This is a genomic window from Mycolicibacterium iranicum, from assembly GCF_002101705.1.
GTDB lineage: Bacteria > Actinomycetota > Actinomycetes > Mycobacteriales > Mycobacteriaceae > Mycobacterium > Mycobacterium iranicum.
In genome coordinates, this window is the sequence record NZ_LQPC01000022.1 from 43664 (window position 1) to 60759 (window position 17096).

The following is a 17096-nucleotide window of genomic DNA, read 5'->3' on the forward strand; positions in this document are numbered from 1 at the left end:
CCCCTCCGCGCCGATTCAGCGACCCGCAGACCGGGCACCCTGCACCGGATCGGACTTACTCATCAAATCGGAGGACCTTGTTATGACGATGCCCAGTGACGCTGCGGACGCAATCGAATCAGAAGGATCCAACGAAGGGCCCCGCGACCACCAGGGTGTCGACACAGAGCATTCCGCCTACGTCGACGAGGAAAATGTTCCCCACCCCGGAGACGCCAACGAGCAACGCTGACGCGCGCGGGCGTCCTTGGTGCGACAAGCCCGGCTACGGTGGTCGGATGACCATCACGGTTATCACGGGCGGCAACAAGGGCCTCGGCTACGAAGCGGGGCGCCGCCTCATCGAGCTGGGCCACACCGTCTATTTCGGGGCACGGGATGAACAGCGCGGGAGGAACGCCGCGCACGCGCTGGGCGCGCAGTTCGTGCAACTGGACGTCACCGACGACGCGTCGGTGGCGGCCGCGGCGGCCGAGGTCGGAAGCCGTGAAGGCCACGTCGACGTTTTGATCAACAATGCCGGCATCACGGATCCGATGCTGCCTCCGGAGGACGTCACCGCGTCCGCCATGCACGCTGTCTACGATGTCAACGTCTTCGGCATCGTCCGCGTGACGCACGCCTTCCTGCCGATGCTGCGCGCCGCACCGTCTCCCGTCATTGTGAACGTCAGTAGCGGGTTGGGTTCCTTCGGCGTGGTGACAAACCCCGACCGCTTCGAATCCGGTTTCGCTACCGTGGTTTACGGCTCGTCCAAGGCAGCGGTCGGCATGCTCACGGTGCAGTACGCCAAGGCGCTGCCTGATTTTCGCATCAACGTGGTCGATCCCGGTTACACCGCGACCGATATCAACGGCAACAGCGGCCACCAGACCGTCACCGAGGGCACCGATGCGATTGTCCGACTCGCGACGATCGGCCCGGACGGGCCCACCGGAACCCTCTCCGATCGACACGGTCCGCTTCCGTGGTGACGCAGCGGTACTCTGCCCCCGTCGAGCTGACGCGAAACCCTATGTAGCGCTGCTGAAGTCAGCTCAGGATTGCCCGCGCCGCGCGCTCGGCGATGAGCATCACCGGGGCGTTGGTGTTGCCGGAGGTGATGGTCGGCATCGCTGACGCGTCCACCACTCGGAGGCCGGCGACCTGGTACACACGACAGTCCGTGTCGAGAACCGTCGCACGCGAACGCGGCAGACCGTGTGTGTCGAAAGCTCCCATCGCGCAGGTGCCGACCGGATGGAAGATGGTGGTACCGAGCTCACTCGCTGCCGCTTGCAGGTCGTCGTCGCTCACCACCGCCGGGCCGGGGAGCACCTCCTCGGGGTGGTAGCGCGCCAGAGCGGACGCTGCCATGATCTGCCGTGTCATCCGCAAGCCGCGGACCGCGATCTCGCGATCGCTGTCGGTCGACAGGTAGTTGCAGTCGATTTTCGGATGGGTAAACGGGTCTGCGCTGGCCAAGCGCACATGCCCGCGCGAGGTGGGTCGCAGATTGCACACCGAGGGTGTGATCGCCCCGAACCGGTGCAGAGGCTCGCCGAACTTCTTCAGAGACAACGGCTGCACGTGCCACTCCAGATCGGCGCTGGCCGACGCGGGGTCGCTCTTGGCGAAAGCACCCAGGGTGGAGGGCGGCATGGTCATCGGGCCCGACCTCATCAACAGATACTGAATTCCCATGCCGGCGCGCGTTATCCAGTTGCGGTACAGCGTGTTGACGGTCCGGGCGCCCTGAATCCGATAGACCGTCCGCAGCTGCAGATGATCCTGGAGATTCTCGCCCACGCCCGGCAGATCCACGGCCACCGGCACCTGATGCTGGGTCAGTAGCGCTGCCGGGCCGAGACCCGAGGCCTGCATGAGATGCGGTGACCCGATCGCCCCGGCGCTGAGGATCACCTCCCGGTGAGCCCGGACGTCGATCATCTGGCCGTCCTTGAGCAGTCGCACACCGGTCGCGCGGTGCTGCGCCGACGTCCAGGCGCCACGACGGTGAACATCGTGTACCTGGTCATCCATCAGCAGCTTCACCGCATGCGTGTGGGTCCAGACGGTGAGATTGGGCCGATGGGCGACGGGGTGCAGGAAGGCGTCGGCCATCGACCAGCGCCGGCCGCGCCGCTGATTGACGTGGAAGTATGCGCTGCCGGCGTTGTCTCCTCGGTTGAATTCGTCAATAGGGGAGATGCCCAACTCGGCCGCGGCGGCCTGCCAGGCATCCAGAATTTTCCAGCGCACCCGCGGCCGCTGGACCGGGATCTCGCCCCCGGCGCCGTGCCATTCGTCGGCTCCGCCGAAGTAATCCTCGAGCTGCCTGTAGATCGACAACGTCTCGCCGGGACCATCCGAACCACCCCAGAGCCATCGCTGGTCGCCGGTGGCCTGCGCCCAGAGCTCGTAATCGGAGGCTTGTCCGCGCATGTGGATCATGGCGTTGATCGATGAACAGCCACCGATCACACGCCCCCGCGCGTAGTGAATGCTGCGCCCGGCCAGACCGGGGTCCGGTTCGGTCGTGAAGCACCAGTCGGTGCGGGGGTTGGCAATCGTGTAGAGGTAGCCCACTGGCACCTTGATCCAGAACCAGTTGTCGTTACCGCCTGCCTCGATCAACAGCACACGGTGATCAGGATTGGCGCTGAGGCGATTGGCGAGCAGGCAGCCCGCACTACCTGCCCCCACGATGATGAAATCGAATTCGGCCGCAGGGGTCAATCTTCCTCCATGACGTGGGTGGAATTTCCCAGTGTGCCTGACCGCTCCGAATTCCCATGCTCGAGGTCGCGCCACCGTGCGAGCAAGAACTCCTTTAAACTTCGGCGCACCCGAGCCGACACTGCGCAAACGCGAAATGGGTTGAGGGCCTGTCATATTGGCGCCCACCTGCGCGCAACTCGCCGCCTCGGCCCGGATCTGTCAATCCGGCGAGCGCTCATCCTCCTCGTTTCGACGTCGCGCGGCCTCGACGATCTCGGGCGGGGCGGGCCTTTGTAGCCAGGCCCGTATCCGCAACAAGCCGCCGGCGGTGATACCAACGGCAACGATCACGATCAGAATCCAGAGCGCTGTCGACATACGACAATTGTCCTCCTTGGCGCGGCATCCGCGCCGGTACCCAACGACACGACGGCGACGGCAGTCCTGGTCGGCGGTCGTCTTGCACGAATTGCCCCCTCGCCGGGGCGCAGCGCCCCTGAGACTAGGCACGTGACAATGGGTCAGGTTGCCTTCATATGCGTTCCTACGCCCAACTGCGGTCTGGCGGCATGGGACGCCGACAGCCCGATCGTGATGACCTCATTCGACAACCGCGAAGCCGGTGTGACGCTCGTTCACGCCGTCGACTGGAGGCGCAGGGACGTCGTGTGGCAGCGACGGGTGCTCGGGCGCCCGTATCCGCCACGACTCACTGCCGCGGGGACGCTGTGGATCGCGAACTGCAGCCCCAGGGGCGTGGTGATGATGGAGCTGAACTCCGCAGGTGACAAAGTCGATTCGATCAGACTCGAGAGCGATCCGATAGAGGCGTTGGGGGCCTACGTAGTACTCCCCGATGGCATCGTGGCCCTGTGGCTGCCCGCTGCACCTGGTCGTGTCCCCTCGCCGAATCGGCGGGATCGTCTGGCGCGGTGGTTATCGACTGAACGAGGGCGTACCGATCGGCGAGGTCGTCATGCTCGTCTTGCCCGCCACGACAAGGACGGAGCAACCCGTTGGTCGACATCGCTGCCGCTGACCGACCTGACATTCTTCAAATCCGAGACGCTCGTCGGCAAGAACAAAGGGCATGTCGAACCCAGGCCGTTGACCCCTACGAAGGTGGAGAGCGGCAGAGATCCGCTTCTGATATCCGCTTCGCGAGTCGCTGCCACGGTCGCGTGCTCCGACAGCGGCCTGGCGGTCACGTTCTTCGTCGCGCTCGCGACCGGTCGATTACTTGGCACTACTGCGCCGGGGCCGTCATACCTGAAGGCGATCGCCCGGCCCGGCGAGTTTCTACTCGGCTACCAGGGCTACGGGGACTTCCGTACTGCGCACCACGATGCGACCGGTGCGGTGACGCGCGAATGGCCCACTCACGCTCAGATGCTCATCGATGCGCACGGCACGATATCGGGTCCGGAATCGGAGAACATATCGCCGTCGCGATCGCATTTCGTTCGATTCGGTTCCGACAGCGCTCTACGGCGCGGCCCGGCGCTGAGCGGCTACCACACCGCGTATCCGGCCTTGGACGACAACGGGACGGCGGTGTTCTGGCGGGATGGTGCTCTGTGTGCCGTCGACGCGGACATGCAGATGCGTGAGCTCTCGGTGTGGGGGCGTGGCGCGAATGCGATCCCGGGCAGGGTGCTGCTACTCGGCGACGGCCACGTGGCGTTCACGTTGAACAGCCAGTTGGTCGTCCATCGCGAACCTGGGCTGGGATCGTTGAATGAGGGCGTCTGGCCCTGCGGCGAAGGTGGACTACGTGGTAATCCCGTTGCATTCCTTCAGGATTCGTAGGCCAGCCCAGCCGCGAGGGCGGTTCGCGGCAGCTCTTACAAGCCGAGGTCTGACAGTCCGGGGTGATCGCCTGGGCGTGGACCACCGCGGTCCCAGAAGAACTTGCGGTCGCTTTCTCGAATCGGCACGTCGTTGATGCTGGCGTGGCGGTGGGTCATCAATCCGGAACTGTCGAACAACCAGTTCTCGTTTCCGTACGCCCGGAACCATTCGCCGGATGCGGTGTGGAACTCGTAGGCGAAGCGCACCGCGATGCGGTTTTCGCTGTGCGCCCACAGCTCTTTGATCAGCCTGTACTCGTGCTCGCGGTTCCACTTCTCGGAAAGGAATTCCACGATGCCTTCGCGGCCGGAGACGAACTCCGAGCGGTTACGCCACTGGCTGTCAACGGAGTAGCCCAGGGACACAACGAGGGGATCGCAGGTGTTCCACGCATCTTCTGCGCGCCGCGCCTTGAGGGCAGCGGACTCATCGGTGAAAGGCGGAACGGGCGGTCTTGTTTCGGCGGGCGTAGAGGTCGTCATTCTCATCTCATTTCATGGAAAAGCCGCCGTGTGTGCTTGTGTAGACAGGTCTGTCTACACAAGGAGAAATCTAGCCGATGTAGACAGACTTGTCTACAATTGGGGCCGTGAGCGTTTCCGACATCCTCGACCCGCGGGTCGAGCTGGACACCCTGGCTGCCCGCGAGCGGATTCTGGGCACCGCCTACCGGCTTTTCTATCGGGACGGGATTCGCGCGACCGGGATCGACAAGGTCATCGCCGAGGCACGTGTCACCAAGGTGACGTTCTATCGTCATTTCTCGAGCAAGGATGCGCTTGTTGTCGCCTTTCTGGAACTGCGCCATGACCGCTGGATGCAGTGGTTCCGCGATGCTCTCCGCCGGCACGCGGCATCGGGTAGGCGCGCCCGACCGGCGGTCGTTTCCGCAGTCGAAGAGTGGGTGTCGGCGCCCTCGTTCCGTGGATGCGCATTTATCAACAGCATCAACGAACTTGGGCCTGAGCTGCCTCAGGTTCACGACATTGCGGCGCGGCACAAAGCCGACATGGTCGCCGCCATCAAGGACTCACTGCCACCGGGCCCTCGTCGTGCCCGTACCGCGCAGGCTCTCGGCATCGCCGTCGATGGCGCTGTGGTGCACGCTCAGTACAGCCAGGGCGCCGCGGCCGCCGTGAAGGCCTTGGCGACGATCGCGACCACGCTCGTGGCCGAGAGAGAGTAGGCATCGCTGTGGGACGGACAAGATGTGTTCGCCCTGCCGGCCCTGAACCGCTAGCCCTGCCTAAACTCTTGAACGGCGGACCCGGCCAGTACGCCGGTACCGAGGCGGCGGCACGGCTGCCCAGGTCAGGGTCGCCAGGCCCAGTGACGAACCGGGCAGTTCAGACCCGGACCACGATCGCGTCGGGAGCCGTGCGGTGAAGCGCTGATGGGGGACAAGGCACGATGAGAGATGTGGACGTTCTCGTCGTCGGAGGCGGGCCCGCAGGGTCGGCTCTTGCAGCAGCGTGTAGTCGGCGCGGCCTAGACACCGCGCTGTTGGACCCTGCGCCGGACCGGCCGTGGAAAGCGACCTACGGGATGTGGAGCCGCGAGCTTCCCGCCGACCTGCCGCCGTCCGTGATCGCAGCCCGCGCCGCGGGCCGGGTCATCGCGCTGACCGAACGCCACCTGGGCTGGGACTATGCCGTCCTCGATGTGCCTGCTCTACAGTCGCACCTCGCCGACAGGCTCACCGGTGTGCGCGTCTTGACGGGACGCGCGGTCGGGTCGCCGGCGCGCGGCGTGGTCGAGTTGACCGACGGAACCCAGCTGCGGTCCGCGATCGTCGTTGACGCCGGCGGGCGCTGGCGTCCCCTCGATTCGCGCCCATCGCCGCAGACACCCGCCGAGCAGACGGCATACGGATTGATTCTCGATGCCGATGCCGCAGCACCGCTGTTGACGACCGGCGATGCGTTGTTCATGGACTGGCGCGCCGATCACGGCGAGGCTGGCTGGCCGACCTTTCTCTATGCGATTCCGCTGGGCGGCGGGCAGGTGCTGTTGGAAGAAACGTCGCTGGCCCGCCGGCCGGGGTTGCCGATGTCGGTGTTGCGTCGACGGCTTTACGCCCGGCTCGCCCACCACGGCATTCGACCGCCGGAAAGTGCTGCGACCGAGAGGGTTTGGTTCCCGGTCGATCAGGCTCGGCACCTCGATGACGGCACGGTCGGCTTCGGGGCGGCCGCCCCACTGATCCATCCGGCGACGGGGTACAGCCTGGCCGCGTCGCTGCATCTCGCGCCGGTAGTCGCCGCGACGCTCGCCGCCCACCTGCCCAGCGGACCCGACGCGGCGCTGGCCGCAGCGAGGAAGGTCGTCTGGCCACGGTCGGCACAGGTGGTGCACCGCTTCCGGCGCATCGGTCTGGAAGCCTTGCTGAGGATGTCGCCGGACGACGTACCAGGATTTTTCGAAGAGTTCTTTGCCTTACCCGACGCCCACCGGTGGACCTACCTGACCGCTCGCGACGACATCCGCGGCATCATGAGCGCGATGAACTGCCTCTTTCGGCAATCCAGTGGTCCATTGCGGCGACACCTCGTCACTTCGGCGTTTCGTCGCCGGCTACCGAGCAACGACGCGTTAGGTCAAGCAGACGCTTCGCTGACGGGCGGGTAGCATCCTTTTCGGTCGGCCGGTAGAACCCTCCCGGGGAGGTTCGACGCGGGGGCCGCGGAACGGCTGCACCGCAATTACATTCGGTAGGACAGCGGCCGTTCGAGTGCCCGTCGCGCCGACGGATGCGTTAAACGCTTATGCCGAGTAACTTCTCTGCATTTCGGAAGGCAACCTTTTCCTTGGTCTCGCGCGGCAGGTCTATCGCCCGGAACCAATCGGTTCCCTCGTTCATGTCTGCAAATGGGTAGTCGATTGCAAACATCACTCGATCGACGCTGATGTGCCTCAGTAGAAGTTCGAGCAGCTCATCTTGGAAGAATGCGCTAGTTGTGAACCAGAAGTTGTCCTTGAAGTATTGACCAATAGGCTTGGTCAACGACCGTTCCGTCGGATCCTGTAAGTCGTTCACGATGCGCTCGTAATAGAACGGAAGGCCCTCTCCCATGTGTCCGACGATCATTTGCAGCCTTGGAAATCTATCGAACGCCCCTGTCATGATCAGTCGAAGGCATTGGGTAAGGACCTCCTGGTGCCAGCCATATCCCGAACCACTGAGGATGTAATCCTGATAATCATCGTTATAGCCTGGACGCTGAATGCTGTAGTAAGTGTTGAAGACTTCCTTGGGTGGGAAGCCCGGGTGTAGATATATCGGAACGCCAAGCGCGTCGGCACGCGCCAGCACGGGCTCGAAATCCGGATGGTCGAGGAACTTGCTGCCAACGAAACCATTGGTCATGGCACCGACGAAACCATCCTCGCGGACAGCGCGTTCCAGTTCGTCCGCAGATGCCACGGGGTCGCGCAGGGGCAGGGTCGCGTAGGCCCGGTAACGCCCCGGATAGGTGGCCATCGGGCCCTCGGCGATCATCTTGTTGAGACGATACGCAAAATCGTTGCCCTCTTGACCGAGGAGATCCTGCACGCCCGGCGTATGTGCGGAGAGGATTTGAACGTTGATGCCCGCCTTATCCATTGCGGCGATGCGGCCGGGCCCGAGGTCGGCGAGTCCGGTCTCCTTGAGGTAGTCCGCGTGATCATCGTTGATCGCGTTGAGCGCAATAAGCTCATCGGTGCTGTACGTCTCTTCCGTCGCGATAAACCGGAGGTCTTGATCTCGCACCGAGATGTCCGAAATTTCTGCCCCTGGCTCATCGGAATTACTCCCACACGCGGATAATCCGGCACCGACACCTAGAGCAGTGGCGCCGCTGAGAAAGCTGCGGCGTCCCATCCTCAGTGTCTCAAGGGGTATTGCGCTCTTCTTCATATCGATCTGCTCCGATTTCGCGTCGGCCGGCTTTTGGTGCAGCCTTCTCGCTCGCGAACAACTTTGGTGAGACCTTGAAGTGTCCGGTGAACGAGTTCGTGACCAGCATGCTGCGCGAAAATCCGAGTGTCACGGGGGATAACCTCCCGACTCAGTCTGGATAACCTCCGCTAGCTCGCGAACCCGCGCCGTCCGATTGACCGATTGCTGCTAAGTATCTTGCATATTTGGTTGCTGCATATCCGTGAACTCAGCTGTATCGCGCTACAAGCGCGGTGCCGATCGAAGCGAGGTGGTCGCGCACACCCTGCGGGCCGGTGACTTCGAGACAATTGGTGAGCCAGGCAAGTTCGCCTGCGAGGGTGCACTCGTCGCGGCCGCGAATCACGATCTCGATTCGCCCGTCGGGCGCGGAAGCGCCGACTTCGACGCGACCCCCGAACGCCCTCCGGAGCAGGCCGAGCCCGTCGGCAGCGCAGAAGCCCTGGGCTTCAATAGGAGTGCGTTTTCGATCGACCTCGTCGGCGATCTCGCGCCAACTCTCGGCCAGGTCGAATCCCTCGGGCCGTTGAACAGGATCGTTGGTCAACTCAACCGCGGTGACCCGGTCAACCCGGAATGTCCGTCGGCCGGCCGTCGTATCGGAGATCAGATACCACGTCGGCCTTTTGGCGACGATGCCCAACGGGTGCACGGCTCGCTTGGTCTCCGAGCCGTCGCGGTCGACGTAGCCGATCCGTATCTGGACACCGCGGATCACCGCCTCCTGAAGCTCGTCAAGGAACCGCGGCGTACGGGGCTCGTCATGGCTAGATCCCCAGTGCCGGGGGTCGACGACGACTGACGTCGCGGCTGTCTGGGCCTGCTCCCGGAAAGGTTCGGGTAGCGCGCGAACGAGTTTACGCAGAGCGGCCTTCACGCTCGGGGTTGCCGCCGAGGCGGGTCCGGCGACAAGGAACAGTGCACGAGCCTCGCTCGCGGTCAGCCCGGAGAGGTCTGTGCGAGCGCCGCCCACGAGACGCCACCCGCCGCCTCTACCCGGTACGGCGTACACCGGCACTCCGGCGCCACTCAATGCGTCGAGGTCGCGGCGGGCGGTGCGCTCGGACACCTCCAACTCCAGCGCGACCTCCGATGCGGTGACCTGCTTGCGCTGTTGCAGTAAGAGCAGGATGGCCACCAGCCGGTCGGCTCGCATGGGAACCCACTTCCACCTCAAAGCGGCCACTAGGTGACCGGTTTACATCGGCACAATGGCGCCATGATCGCATCGACCACCGACCACCTCGGGGATCCTCGACTGATTCTCGACGGTGCCATCGCCACCGGAGGGTCCGTCATTAAGGGCGTCCGGCCCGAGCAACTCGCCGCCCCTACGCCGTGCGCAGACATGGACGTGCGAGCCCTGCTTGCCCATCTCATCGCTGTGCTTGAACGAGTCGCCGCGCACGGCAACGGGGGAGATCCCTTAGCCGTCATCGAGACTGGTGTTGCCGAGGATTGCTGGCTCCAAGCATGGCAGGAGTCGGGGAGACGAGCCGCTGAAGCCTGGAGCAGCGACGCCGTGCTGAAACGACCAATGGCACTGCCGTGGATCCAGGGAAGCGGCGCCGTGGTGCTCACGTCCTACTTCTCCGAGTTGACCGTCCACACATGGGACCTTGCGACGGCGACGGGTCAACGACCCGACTGGGACGACGCCGTCGTCGCCGCAGCATTCGACGGGGCACGACGAATCCTCCCGGCCGACAATCGCAGAGCTCTTTACGAGCAGATCTCGGCCGCGAGGGGCTTCGACGAGGTCGCCGTCCGGTTCGCCGAGGCGGTGCCGATCTCTGACGACGCGCCCGCCATCGACCGCCTCGTCGCCTGGAATGGCCGGGATCCGATGAAACGATACTGACGCATGGCCAGACGCGATGCAGACCATTGACCGAGAGCTGCGCCTCATTCTCGACCGGCGACAGACAGGCGAGCGGGCTTCAAAACCCCTGGGCTACAGATGAAAATGAGGTGGTTCACTGGTCCCGCCTGAGGATCACCTTCAAGCAGTTCAGGCGAACCGTCGAGATCGGCCGTAGCTGGATGTTCTGCTTGTGGTCTCGGCCAGTCTGACTACCTAACTGTCCGGTTTGCTCGTTATGTAACTTGAAGCCATTGCCGTGAGGGAAAGGGTCGGCGAGTATCGACGGCGGATGCGGGAGCGGGGCCTGCAGCCGCTGCAGGTCTGGGTGCCTGACATGCGCACCGAGAGCTTTGGCGCCGAGGCTCATCGCCAATCCTCGCTGGTCGCGGCGGGCGGATGAAAGCACCGACGAGCAGGACTTCATCGCAGCTGTCTCGACGCCATGGGACAAGCAAAGATCTGGACCGTACCGGGGGCTTCTACGCCGCAAAACCGCGTCCCGTCGTGATTGTCCAGGACGATCTGTTCGGTGCCACCATGTCGGTCACGGTTGCGCCGATCACCAGCGCATTACTGGACGCTCCGCAGATGCGCATTCGAATACCCGGTAGAGACGGTCGGGCTATCTGGACTCGATCACCACAGTGACGTGATGACGGATAGCTCACAACTGTCAGGAGATCGGTCGACTGAATGCAAAGCAAGTCATCGAAGTCGAAGGAGCGATGATGGCGTTCCTCGGCCTCGCATGTCAGGCGAGAACCGTTGAGAAGCAGGGCAATACGACGCACCCGCAAGTTGACATAATGTGGCTTATCGGTACAAAGCCAAATACGTGGTGCATTAGGTGCAAGGACTCGCACCTGTGCGTGATGACAACATCGGCGCAGCTGACACCCTTGACCCCCTCAGTGATTCTGCGCCGCTGAGACCCGCCGACTCGACGCCATTCCGTTCGCCCCGAATCCGTTGTACGTCGACCGAAGTTGTCGCTTGGCTCAGTCACTTCATGGCCGATTCGCGCGTCAGGTGAAACCGCGTGCGAACTCCCATGGCACGCCCACGTAGCCGGCGATCCATCATCCCTCCCCACCATCGGCCACACTGCAGCAATACGTCACTGTGACAAATCACCTTCGGGTGCAGGGGGACTTTTGGCACTAGCTCCACCGTTCATGGGTCGGCTTGATGTCAGTTCTCATCCGATCAGAAGCATTCTCATTTGATGTGACACATCGGCGCGCCTTTCTCATTTGATCTGATACAGCCGGTACCGTTCTGGGCATGTCGATGCTGGCCACTGGTGCTGTTGCCGCGGGCCGGTGCGATGCGGTGTTTGAGGTAGCCGATGCCGACGGGACTTCACGTCTTCCGCTGGAGTTGGCTCATGGGATCCGGTTCGATGTCGATTGCGAGCCGGTGCGGTCGTTTCCGTCGTTTCGTGGGCAACGGAATTTTCCTGGATTGTGGTGGTTCGCGACGATGCGCAGGCACATCGGTTATGAATCGTGGGTTGAGCGGGATCAGCTGATGGCATTGGATGCTGATCCTGACACCGTTGGCGTTGCCTCCCAACCTTTTCGGCTGCGATGGTCTGATGGCCGTCATCATGTTCCCGACTACTACGCTCGCAGATCCGACGGCACGGTCGTGATCGTCGACGTCCGTCCCGATGACCGGATTCCGGAGTCTGATGCGGAGTTGTTCGCCCGCTCGGAGGCCGTGTGCACTGCGGCCGGCTGGCAGTACAAGCGCGTCGGCGTTTTGGACCCTGTGTTGGCAGCGAACCTGCGGTGGTTGTCGGGGTCCCGGCATCCGCGCGTGTTCCGACCGGGCGTGGCGGCCGAACTGTTGAGCTGTTTCGCCCACGAGCGGCCGCTTCTGGAGGGCGCGAAGGCCCTGGGCGATCCGCTGGTGGTGCTGCCTGTGCTGTTCCACTTGCTCTGGCACCGACGATTGGTGGCCGATCTTTCTCGCACGGTCCTCGACGATCGGACACCGGTGAGCGCGGCAGTGTCGTGAGTTCGCTGCGAGGTGGTGTGATCCGTGAAGGTGACGAAATCCGCCTAGGTTCACGGGTTTTCACGGTCTCGAGTCTGGCCGCAGGATCGGTACGGCTCATCGACGCTGTTGGTGAACGCACAACTGTTCCCCTGGCGGCGGTGCTGGCCGATTCGACTCTGGAGGTGCTGGCGGGGTCACGGCCGGTGCTGTGGTCTGTTGAGGCGCTCGAAGGTGTGCCCGAGGAGGTCGCTGATCGGGCACGGTGGTGGGAACACCACATCGTCGAGGTGTTGACCGGGCGCCGACCTGAGAGTCCTGCTGGGCAGCCGATCCGTCCAGAGTTCGATCCGGCGGTCCGGTCCCTTCGCCAAAGGGAGCTGACCAAGCTTGAGGAGCTGCGTGCCGCCGGTCACGATCTGGCGTTGATCACCCTGCAACGTCAGCGATCCCGGTACGAGGCCAAAGGTCTTCTGGGATTGGTGGACGGCCGCTATCTCGCCAGACGTCCGGTGTTGGGTCGTGTTGATGAGCGTGTCGTTGCCGTGGTCCGGCGTCTCATCGACAACGAGACTGACGTATCGACCGGCACGGTGAGCAGGCTCCAGCGCAAGTTGGAGAAGGCGCTGCTGGCCGAATACGGTGCCGACGACGCCCCGAAAGTCCCGTCACAGGCCACGTTCTACCGGCTCGTCAAACGCCTGGAGGAAGGCAAACACACCTTCGGTTCCGCGCGTACCCGCAGGTCATTAGCCAAACAACCCGACGGCCCCTTCGGGACGGTCACCGCAGCCCGTCCCGGTGAAATGGTGGAAATCGACTCCACCCCGCTGGACGTGAGGGTGGTCCTTGATGACGGTGTGGTCGATCGGGTGGAGCTGACCGCCATGGTCGACAACGTCACCCGCTCGATCCCGGCGGCAGTTCTGCGGCCCACCACCAAGGCCGTCGATGCCGCGTTGTTGTTGGCCAAGGCGTTGACCCCAGAGCCGATGCGCCCGGGTTGGTCTGATGCGTTGCGGTTGTCACGCTCGGTGTTGCCGCACCGGCGTTTGACCGATATCGATCAACGCCTCGCCGACGCCGCGGCCCGCCCGGTAATCGCTCCCGAGACCATCGTCTGTGATCACGGGAAGGCATTTCTCTCCAAGACCTTTGAGCAGGCGTGCTGCTCACTGGGCATCAACCTGCAACCCGCTCATCCGGATCAACCCACTGACAAACCGAAAGTGGAACGCACCCTGCAGTCAGTGGGCACATTGTTCGCCCAATACGTCGCCGGCTATGTCGGCTCCAGCGTCGAACGTCGCGGCAAGAACGCCGACCAGGACGCCGTGTGGTCATTGCTGGAACTGCAGGCGTTGCTCGATGAGTGGCTCGTCGCGGTGTGGCAGAACCGCCCCCACGACGGACTACGTGACCCGGTGACCCCAGGCAAAGCACTGACGCCCAACGAGAAGTACGCGGCCCTGGTCGAAGTCGCGGGTTACGTCCCAGTACCGCTGAGCGCCGACGACTACATCGAGTTATTACCCGCGACGTGGCGCACCATCGGCTCAGCGGGTATCCGGGTCAATCACCGGACCTACGATGCCCGGGCACTGAACCCGTACCGCCGGGCCGACTCTGGGGTTCGGTCCCGCAACGGACGGTGGGAGGTTCACTACGACCCCTACGACGTCTCTCAGATCTGGGTCCGCAACCACCACGACGACGGCTGGATCACCGCGACCTGGACCCACATGCGCACCGCTGCAGTGCCATTCGGGAACACCGTGTGGAAGCAAGCCCAAGCGATCGTCTCCGAAAGGGGCGCAGATCCGGTGACCGAAGCCGAGATCGCGGCGGCGGCCGACGCCCTACTGGACCGTGCCGAACGCGGCCCCGACACCCAGCAGAACCCGCCAGCAGCTCGACGCGCAGCAGCCAGGGCCCGATCCATCCCCGAGCCGTCCTGGCCACACCCCGCCAGGCCGGAGGACACCAACCAGAACCAGGAACCGCCGGAGATGAGCAGCGACGGGCCCCAAGGTTCCGATGATGACGATCTCGCTGATGTCATCCCGTTGCCGGTGTTCGACGCACGTAAGGAGGCCGAGCAGTGGCATTGGTGAGCCCGATCAGTCAACTCGAGGAGCGCCGGCAACCGACGACAACCCTGGAAGGGTGGCGACGGTTCATCGACGCGGACCGGCCTGAATTCACCTTGCTGCCCGAACAAGGCTGGTCTGATCTCGACGACGCTGATCGGATCGCCTACAACGAGGCCAGGGTGGCCCATCATTCCGAGCTCGTCGTGGTAACCACCTCGGCGATCCAGAAGATCACCAACGAGGGCCAGCTGCTCACTTTGCTGAATCAACGCGAGATCGGCGCCCGGCGGGGGCTGATCGTCTCTGGTGGCGCGGCCACCGGAAAGACCACGGCGATCAAACAACTCGGTCGGTTCCACGAACTTCGGATCCGCACCCGCTACTCGGACAAAACCCGTATCCCCGTCGTCTACGTGACCGCTCCGCCGAAGGGCTCAGCTCGCAAGCTCGCTATGGAATTCGCCCGCTTCCTGGGGCTTCCACCGGTACGACGGATGAACGTCACCGATATCGCCGACGCGGTGTGCCAAGTGCTCATCGACGCGCGTACCGACATCGTGGTCGTCGACGAGATCCATAACCTCAATCTCGATACCCGCGCCGGAGAAGAGCTTTCCGACCACTTGAAGTACTTCACCGAACACCTCCCTGCGACCTTCGTCTACGCCGGCATCGACGTCGAACGCTCCGGGGTTTTTACCGGTACCCGCGGCCGCCAACTGGCCGGGCGCTGCGGTGTCATCAACACAGCGGCCTTCCCGTATGGGCAAGAGTGGCGAGCACTGGTCGCCGCGATGGAGGGAACCCTGCGACTGCACCGACACGAGCCGGGCACGCTCGTGCGCCAGACGAAATACCTGCACCAACGCACCGGCGGAATGATAGGAAGCCTTGCCCACCTCATCCGCTCGGCAGCCATCCGGGCAATGCTGGACCACACCGAACACATCGACCGTCAGGGCTTGGACAGCGTCCTCATCGACTACGCAGCTCAGGCCTCAGCCCAACGCAGCGCCGGATAGCAGTGATCAACGACTGGCCCCGACTACCACCACGACCACTTCCGCAGTCAGTCACCGCATTTCGCGATGAAACCGTGCACTCCTTCACCACCCGACTCGCCCACGCCAACCGACTCCCGCCCCAAAGCCTGCGCGACTACGCCGCACGCGAAGGCCACTACGTCGACCCCGACCGCCTCGCCCGGCTCAGCGGCTACCCACGACATGTCCTCGGCGCCCGACTGCGGGGCCTGACCGCTGATGAACGTGACCTCACCCGCCAGCGGGCACGGGCCCGCCCACTCTGCCGGTTTTGCTCAGCCAGGCGAGGGGCGACCCAGCCGGTCCATTGCTGGCTGCCCGACCACCTCACCGTCTGCCATCGCCACAACCGCTGGATCGGCCCTTCCGCCCAGCGATGGGACGATCAGATATCACTCAAAAACTATCCAGCCGTTGCCCAAGCTGCCAGGGCGCATCATGCCCTGGCCAAGCGCAACAACCCCGACATCGTTGAGCTAGCGATCAACGACGCATCACGTATAGTTCTGCGGCAGCGACGATTCCGACACAGTGATGATATCGGCGAGAGCGCGGTTACCGGCATCGCCCTGGGAGGGCGATGGGCCAGCATCTCAACGGTCAACCTGCACATCGCCACCTACGTCGAAACGGTGAAGATGGCCGCGGTCATCATCGATCGACGGCCCGCATTGTTGAACCGCTCCGGTGATCCCAGCCCCGCCCGCATGGCTCTCCTGGCAGCCGCGAACGCAGTGTTCGGCGCCGAGCACGAGACAGCGACCGACGCAGCCCTCGACGGCTGGCTGAACAACCAGCAGATTATCCGGGAGTCCCGATGATCCCGCCGGAAATCCGATGCGTGACGTTCGACATCGGCGAGACACTGGTTGATGAGACTCGAATGTGGAGCGAACTCGCCCAACGACTCGGTGACGCCATTGACCTTGAGCAGCGTGCTGGGAGCCCTGATCGCCACCGGACGACATCACCACGATCTGTGGGAGGTTCTTGGCGTCGATCGACCCACAGTGGGCGTCGACCCCGGCTTCGGAGACTTGTATCCCGATGCTCTGGAATGCGTCGCCGCGGCGCGTCGAGCAGGGTTGATCGTCGGCGTTGCCGGAAACCAACCAGAAACCGTCGAGCAGATGCTCGCAACAGCCGGGCTGGAAGCAGACTTCGTGGCATCATCCGCAGCATGGGGTGTAGCCAAGCCAGACCCCGCGTTCTTCGACCGGCTGATCGCCGAAGCGCAGGCTCCCGCCGAGAGCATCTTGTATGTGGGTGATCGCCTCGACAACGACATACTGCCCGCCCGCGCGATCGGGATGCACACGGCGTTCATCCGCCGCGGACCATGGGGCCACATTCACGCCCTCAAAGAAGAAGCGGTGCTTGCTGATCTGCGGGTGAACTCGCTGCACGAACTGGCAACACTCTTCGCTTCGGACTGTAGCTGATCGTGCGCGGAGCGACTTTGACAGCGAAAACCGAAGTCCGCCAAGACGATCATTTCGGACAGGGCGACGTCGACGAATGGGCAGTTAGCCCGGATTTTGCGTGGTAATTGGTGTGGGTTCGGTGTGATGCCGAGTTGTGTTGTTGGGTAGTGGTTTTCGTGT

At 63.7% G+C, this 17096-nt stretch carries 17 protein-coding genes and 1 pseudogene; 13 read left to right on the plus strand and 5 right to left on the minus strand.

Features of this window, described 5'->3' with window-relative positions:
* The first annotated feature begins 82 nt into the window (after positions 1-82).
* Positions 83-232, plus strand: coding sequence for a hypothetical protein (locus AWC12_RS31015; RefSeq protein ID WP_165762780.1), 150 nt, complete (start codon positions 83-85; stop codon positions 230-232).
* Between the two features lie 46 nt (positions 233-278).
* Positions 279-974 carry an SDR family NAD(P)-dependent oxidoreductase gene (locus AWC12_RS07355; RefSeq protein WP_085173294.1) on the plus strand — a complete coding sequence of 232 codons (696 nt, stop codon included), beginning with the start codon at positions 279-281 and terminating at the stop codon, positions 972-974.
* A gap of 58 nt (positions 975-1032) precedes the next feature.
* Here AWC12_RS07355 and AWC12_RS07360 read toward each other — a convergent pair whose 3' ends face one another.
* Positions 1033-2718 carry a GMC family oxidoreductase gene (locus AWC12_RS07360; RefSeq protein WP_207576391.1) on the minus strand — a complete coding sequence of 562 codons (1686 nt, stop codon included), beginning with the start codon at positions 2716-2718 and terminating at the stop codon, positions 1033-1035.
* A 201-nt stretch (positions 2719-2919) separates the two neighbouring features.
* Entirely contained in the window at positions 2920-3078 is a 159-nt protein-coding gene (locus AWC12_RS31020; protein WP_162834973.1) for a hypothetical protein, read from the minus strand.
* A 132-nt stretch (positions 3079-3210) separates the two neighbouring features.
* Here AWC12_RS31020 and AWC12_RS07365 point away from each other — a divergent pair, with 132 nt between their 5' ends.
* Entirely contained in the window at positions 3211-4509 is a 1299-nt protein-coding gene (locus AWC12_RS07365; RefSeq protein WP_133057316.1) for a hypothetical protein, read from the plus strand.
* Between the two features lie 35 nt (positions 4510-4544).
* On the opposite strand, the gene AWC12_RS07370 is transcribed toward AWC12_RS07365, so the two are convergent.
* Positions 4545-5033 (minus strand): nuclear transport factor 2 family protein, encoded by a 489-nt coding sequence (locus tag AWC12_RS07370; protein WP_024444946.1) that lies wholly within the window; start codon positions 5031-5033, stop codon positions 4545-4547.
* 107 nt (positions 5034-5140) lie between these two features.
* Between AWC12_RS07370 and AWC12_RS07375 the strand changes: the two genes are divergently transcribed.
* Together AWC12_RS07375 and AWC12_RS07380 are read left to right on the plus strand one after the other, a co-directional pair.
* Entirely contained in the window at positions 5141-5737 is a 597-nt protein-coding gene (locus tag AWC12_RS07375) for a TetR/AcrR family transcriptional regulator (protein WP_085173298.1), read from the plus strand.
* A 224-nt stretch (positions 5738-5961) separates the two neighbouring features.
* Positions 5962-7179 carry a lycopene cyclase family protein gene (locus tag AWC12_RS07380; protein WP_024444944.1) on the plus strand — a complete coding sequence of 406 codons (1218 nt, stop codon included), beginning with the start codon at positions 5962-5964 and terminating at the stop codon, positions 7177-7179.
* A 127-nt stretch (positions 7180-7306) separates the two neighbouring features.
* Here AWC12_RS07380 and AWC12_RS07385 read toward each other — a convergent pair whose 3' ends face one another.
* The gene (locus AWC12_RS07385) at positions 7307-8449 is read right to left on the minus strand and encodes an amidohydrolase family protein (protein WP_085173300.1); all 1143 of its coding nucleotides are present in this window, start codon (positions 8447-8449) and stop codon (positions 7307-7309) included.
* 250 nt (positions 8450-8699) lie between these two features.
* Positions 8700-9647, minus strand: a complete 948-nt coding sequence (locus AWC12_RS07390; RefSeq protein ID WP_024444942.1) for a helix-turn-helix transcriptional regulator — start codon at positions 9645-9647, stop codon at positions 8700-8702.
* Between the two features lie 63 nt (positions 9648-9710).
* Between AWC12_RS07390 and AWC12_RS07395 the strand changes: the two genes are divergently transcribed.
* The 8 genes and pseudogenes from AWC12_RS07395 (at position 9711) to AWC12_RS07430 (ending at position 16934) form a co-directional block, all read left to right on the plus strand.
* Entirely contained in the window at positions 9711-10352 is a 642-nt protein-coding gene (locus AWC12_RS07395; RefSeq protein ID WP_165762781.1) for a TIGR03086 family metal-binding protein, read from the plus strand.
* 292 nt (positions 10353-10644) lie between these two features.
* Positions 10645-10804: pseudogene (locus tag AWC12_RS31525) on the plus strand (antitoxin MazE family protein); the annotation flags it as partial.
* Positions 10752-11003 carry a type II toxin-antitoxin system PemK/MazF family toxin gene (locus tag AWC12_RS31530; RefSeq protein ID WP_234813868.1) on the plus strand — a complete coding sequence of 84 codons (252 nt, stop codon included), beginning with the start codon at positions 10752-10754 and terminating at the stop codon, positions 11001-11003. The pseudogene AWC12_RS31525 and the gene AWC12_RS31530, both read left to right, overlap by 53 nt.
* A gap of 636 nt (positions 11004-11639) precedes the next feature.
* Entirely contained in the window at positions 11640-12377 is a 738-nt protein-coding gene (locus tag AWC12_RS07410) for a TnsA-like heteromeric transposase endonuclease subunit (RefSeq protein ID WP_234813869.1), read from the plus strand.
* Between the two features lie 5 nt (positions 12378-12382).
* Positions 12383-14470 carry a TnsB C-terminal domain-containing protein gene (locus tag AWC12_RS07415; RefSeq protein WP_234813873.1) on the plus strand — a complete coding sequence of 696 codons (2088 nt, stop codon included), beginning with the start codon at positions 12383-12385 and terminating at the stop codon, positions 14468-14470.
* Positions 14458-15471 (plus strand): TniB family NTP-binding protein, encoded by a 1014-nt coding sequence (locus AWC12_RS07420; protein ID WP_085173304.1) that lies wholly within the window; start codon positions 14458-14460, stop codon positions 15469-15471. The genes AWC12_RS07415 and AWC12_RS07420 overlap by 13 nt, the downstream gene beginning before the upstream one ends.
* A gap of 74 nt (positions 15472-15545) precedes the next feature.
* Positions 15546-16313, plus strand: a complete 768-nt coding sequence (locus AWC12_RS07425) for a hypothetical protein (protein ID WP_234813870.1) — start codon at positions 15546-15548, stop codon at positions 16311-16313.
* A 51-nt stretch (positions 16314-16364) separates the two neighbouring features.
* Positions 16365-16934, plus strand: a complete 570-nt coding sequence (locus AWC12_RS07430) for an HAD family hydrolase (protein ID WP_337360663.1) — start codon at positions 16365-16367, stop codon at positions 16932-16934.
* Positions 16935-17096: the final 162 nt, after the last annotated feature.

What these genes read in the sequence shown, in the direction of transcription:
- AWC12_RS31015 (WP_165762780.1), top strand. Translation starts at nt 83, where the DNA reads ATGACGATGCCCAGTGACGCTGCGGACGCAATCGAATCAGAAGGATCC.
- AWC12_RS07355 (WP_085173294.1), top strand. Translation starts at nt 279, where the DNA reads ATGACCATCACGGTTATCACGGGCGGCAACAAGGGCCTCGGCTACGAA.
- AWC12_RS31020 (WP_162834973.1), bottom strand. Translation starts at nt 3,078, where the DNA reads ATGTCGACAGCGCTCTGGATTCTGATCGTGATCGTTGCCGTTGGTATC.
- AWC12_RS07370 (WP_024444946.1), bottom strand. Translation starts at nt 5,033, where the DNA reads ATGACGACCTCTACGCCCGCCGAAACAAGACCGCCCGTTCCGCCTTTC.
- AWC12_RS07380 (WP_024444944.1), top strand. Translation starts at nt 5,962, where the DNA reads ATGAGAGATGTGGACGTTCTCGTCGTCGGAGGCGGGCCCGCAGGGTCG.
- AWC12_RS07385 (WP_085173300.1), bottom strand. Translation starts at nt 8,449, where the DNA reads ATGAAGAAGAGCGCAATACCCCTTGAGACACTGAGGATGGGACGCCGC.
- AWC12_RS07390 (WP_024444942.1), bottom strand. Translation starts at nt 9,647, where the DNA reads ATGCGAGCCGACCGGCTGGTGGCCATCCTGCTCTTACTGCAACAGCGC.
- AWC12_RS07395 (WP_165762781.1), top strand. Translation starts at nt 9,711, where the DNA reads ATGATCGCATCGACCACCGACCACCTCGGGGATCCTCGACTGATTCTC.
- AWC12_RS31530 (WP_234813868.1), top strand. Translation starts at nt 10,752, where the DNA reads ATGAAAGCACCGACGAGCAGGACTTCATCGCAGCTGTCTCGACGCCAT.
- AWC12_RS07410 (WP_234813869.1), top strand. Translation starts at nt 11,640, where the DNA reads ATGTCGATGCTGGCCACTGGTGCTGTTGCCGCGGGCCGGTGCGATGCG.
- AWC12_RS07430 (WP_337360663.1), top strand. Translation starts at nt 16,365, where the DNA reads ATGAGACTCGAATGTGGAGCGAACTCGCCCAACGACTCGGTGACGCCA.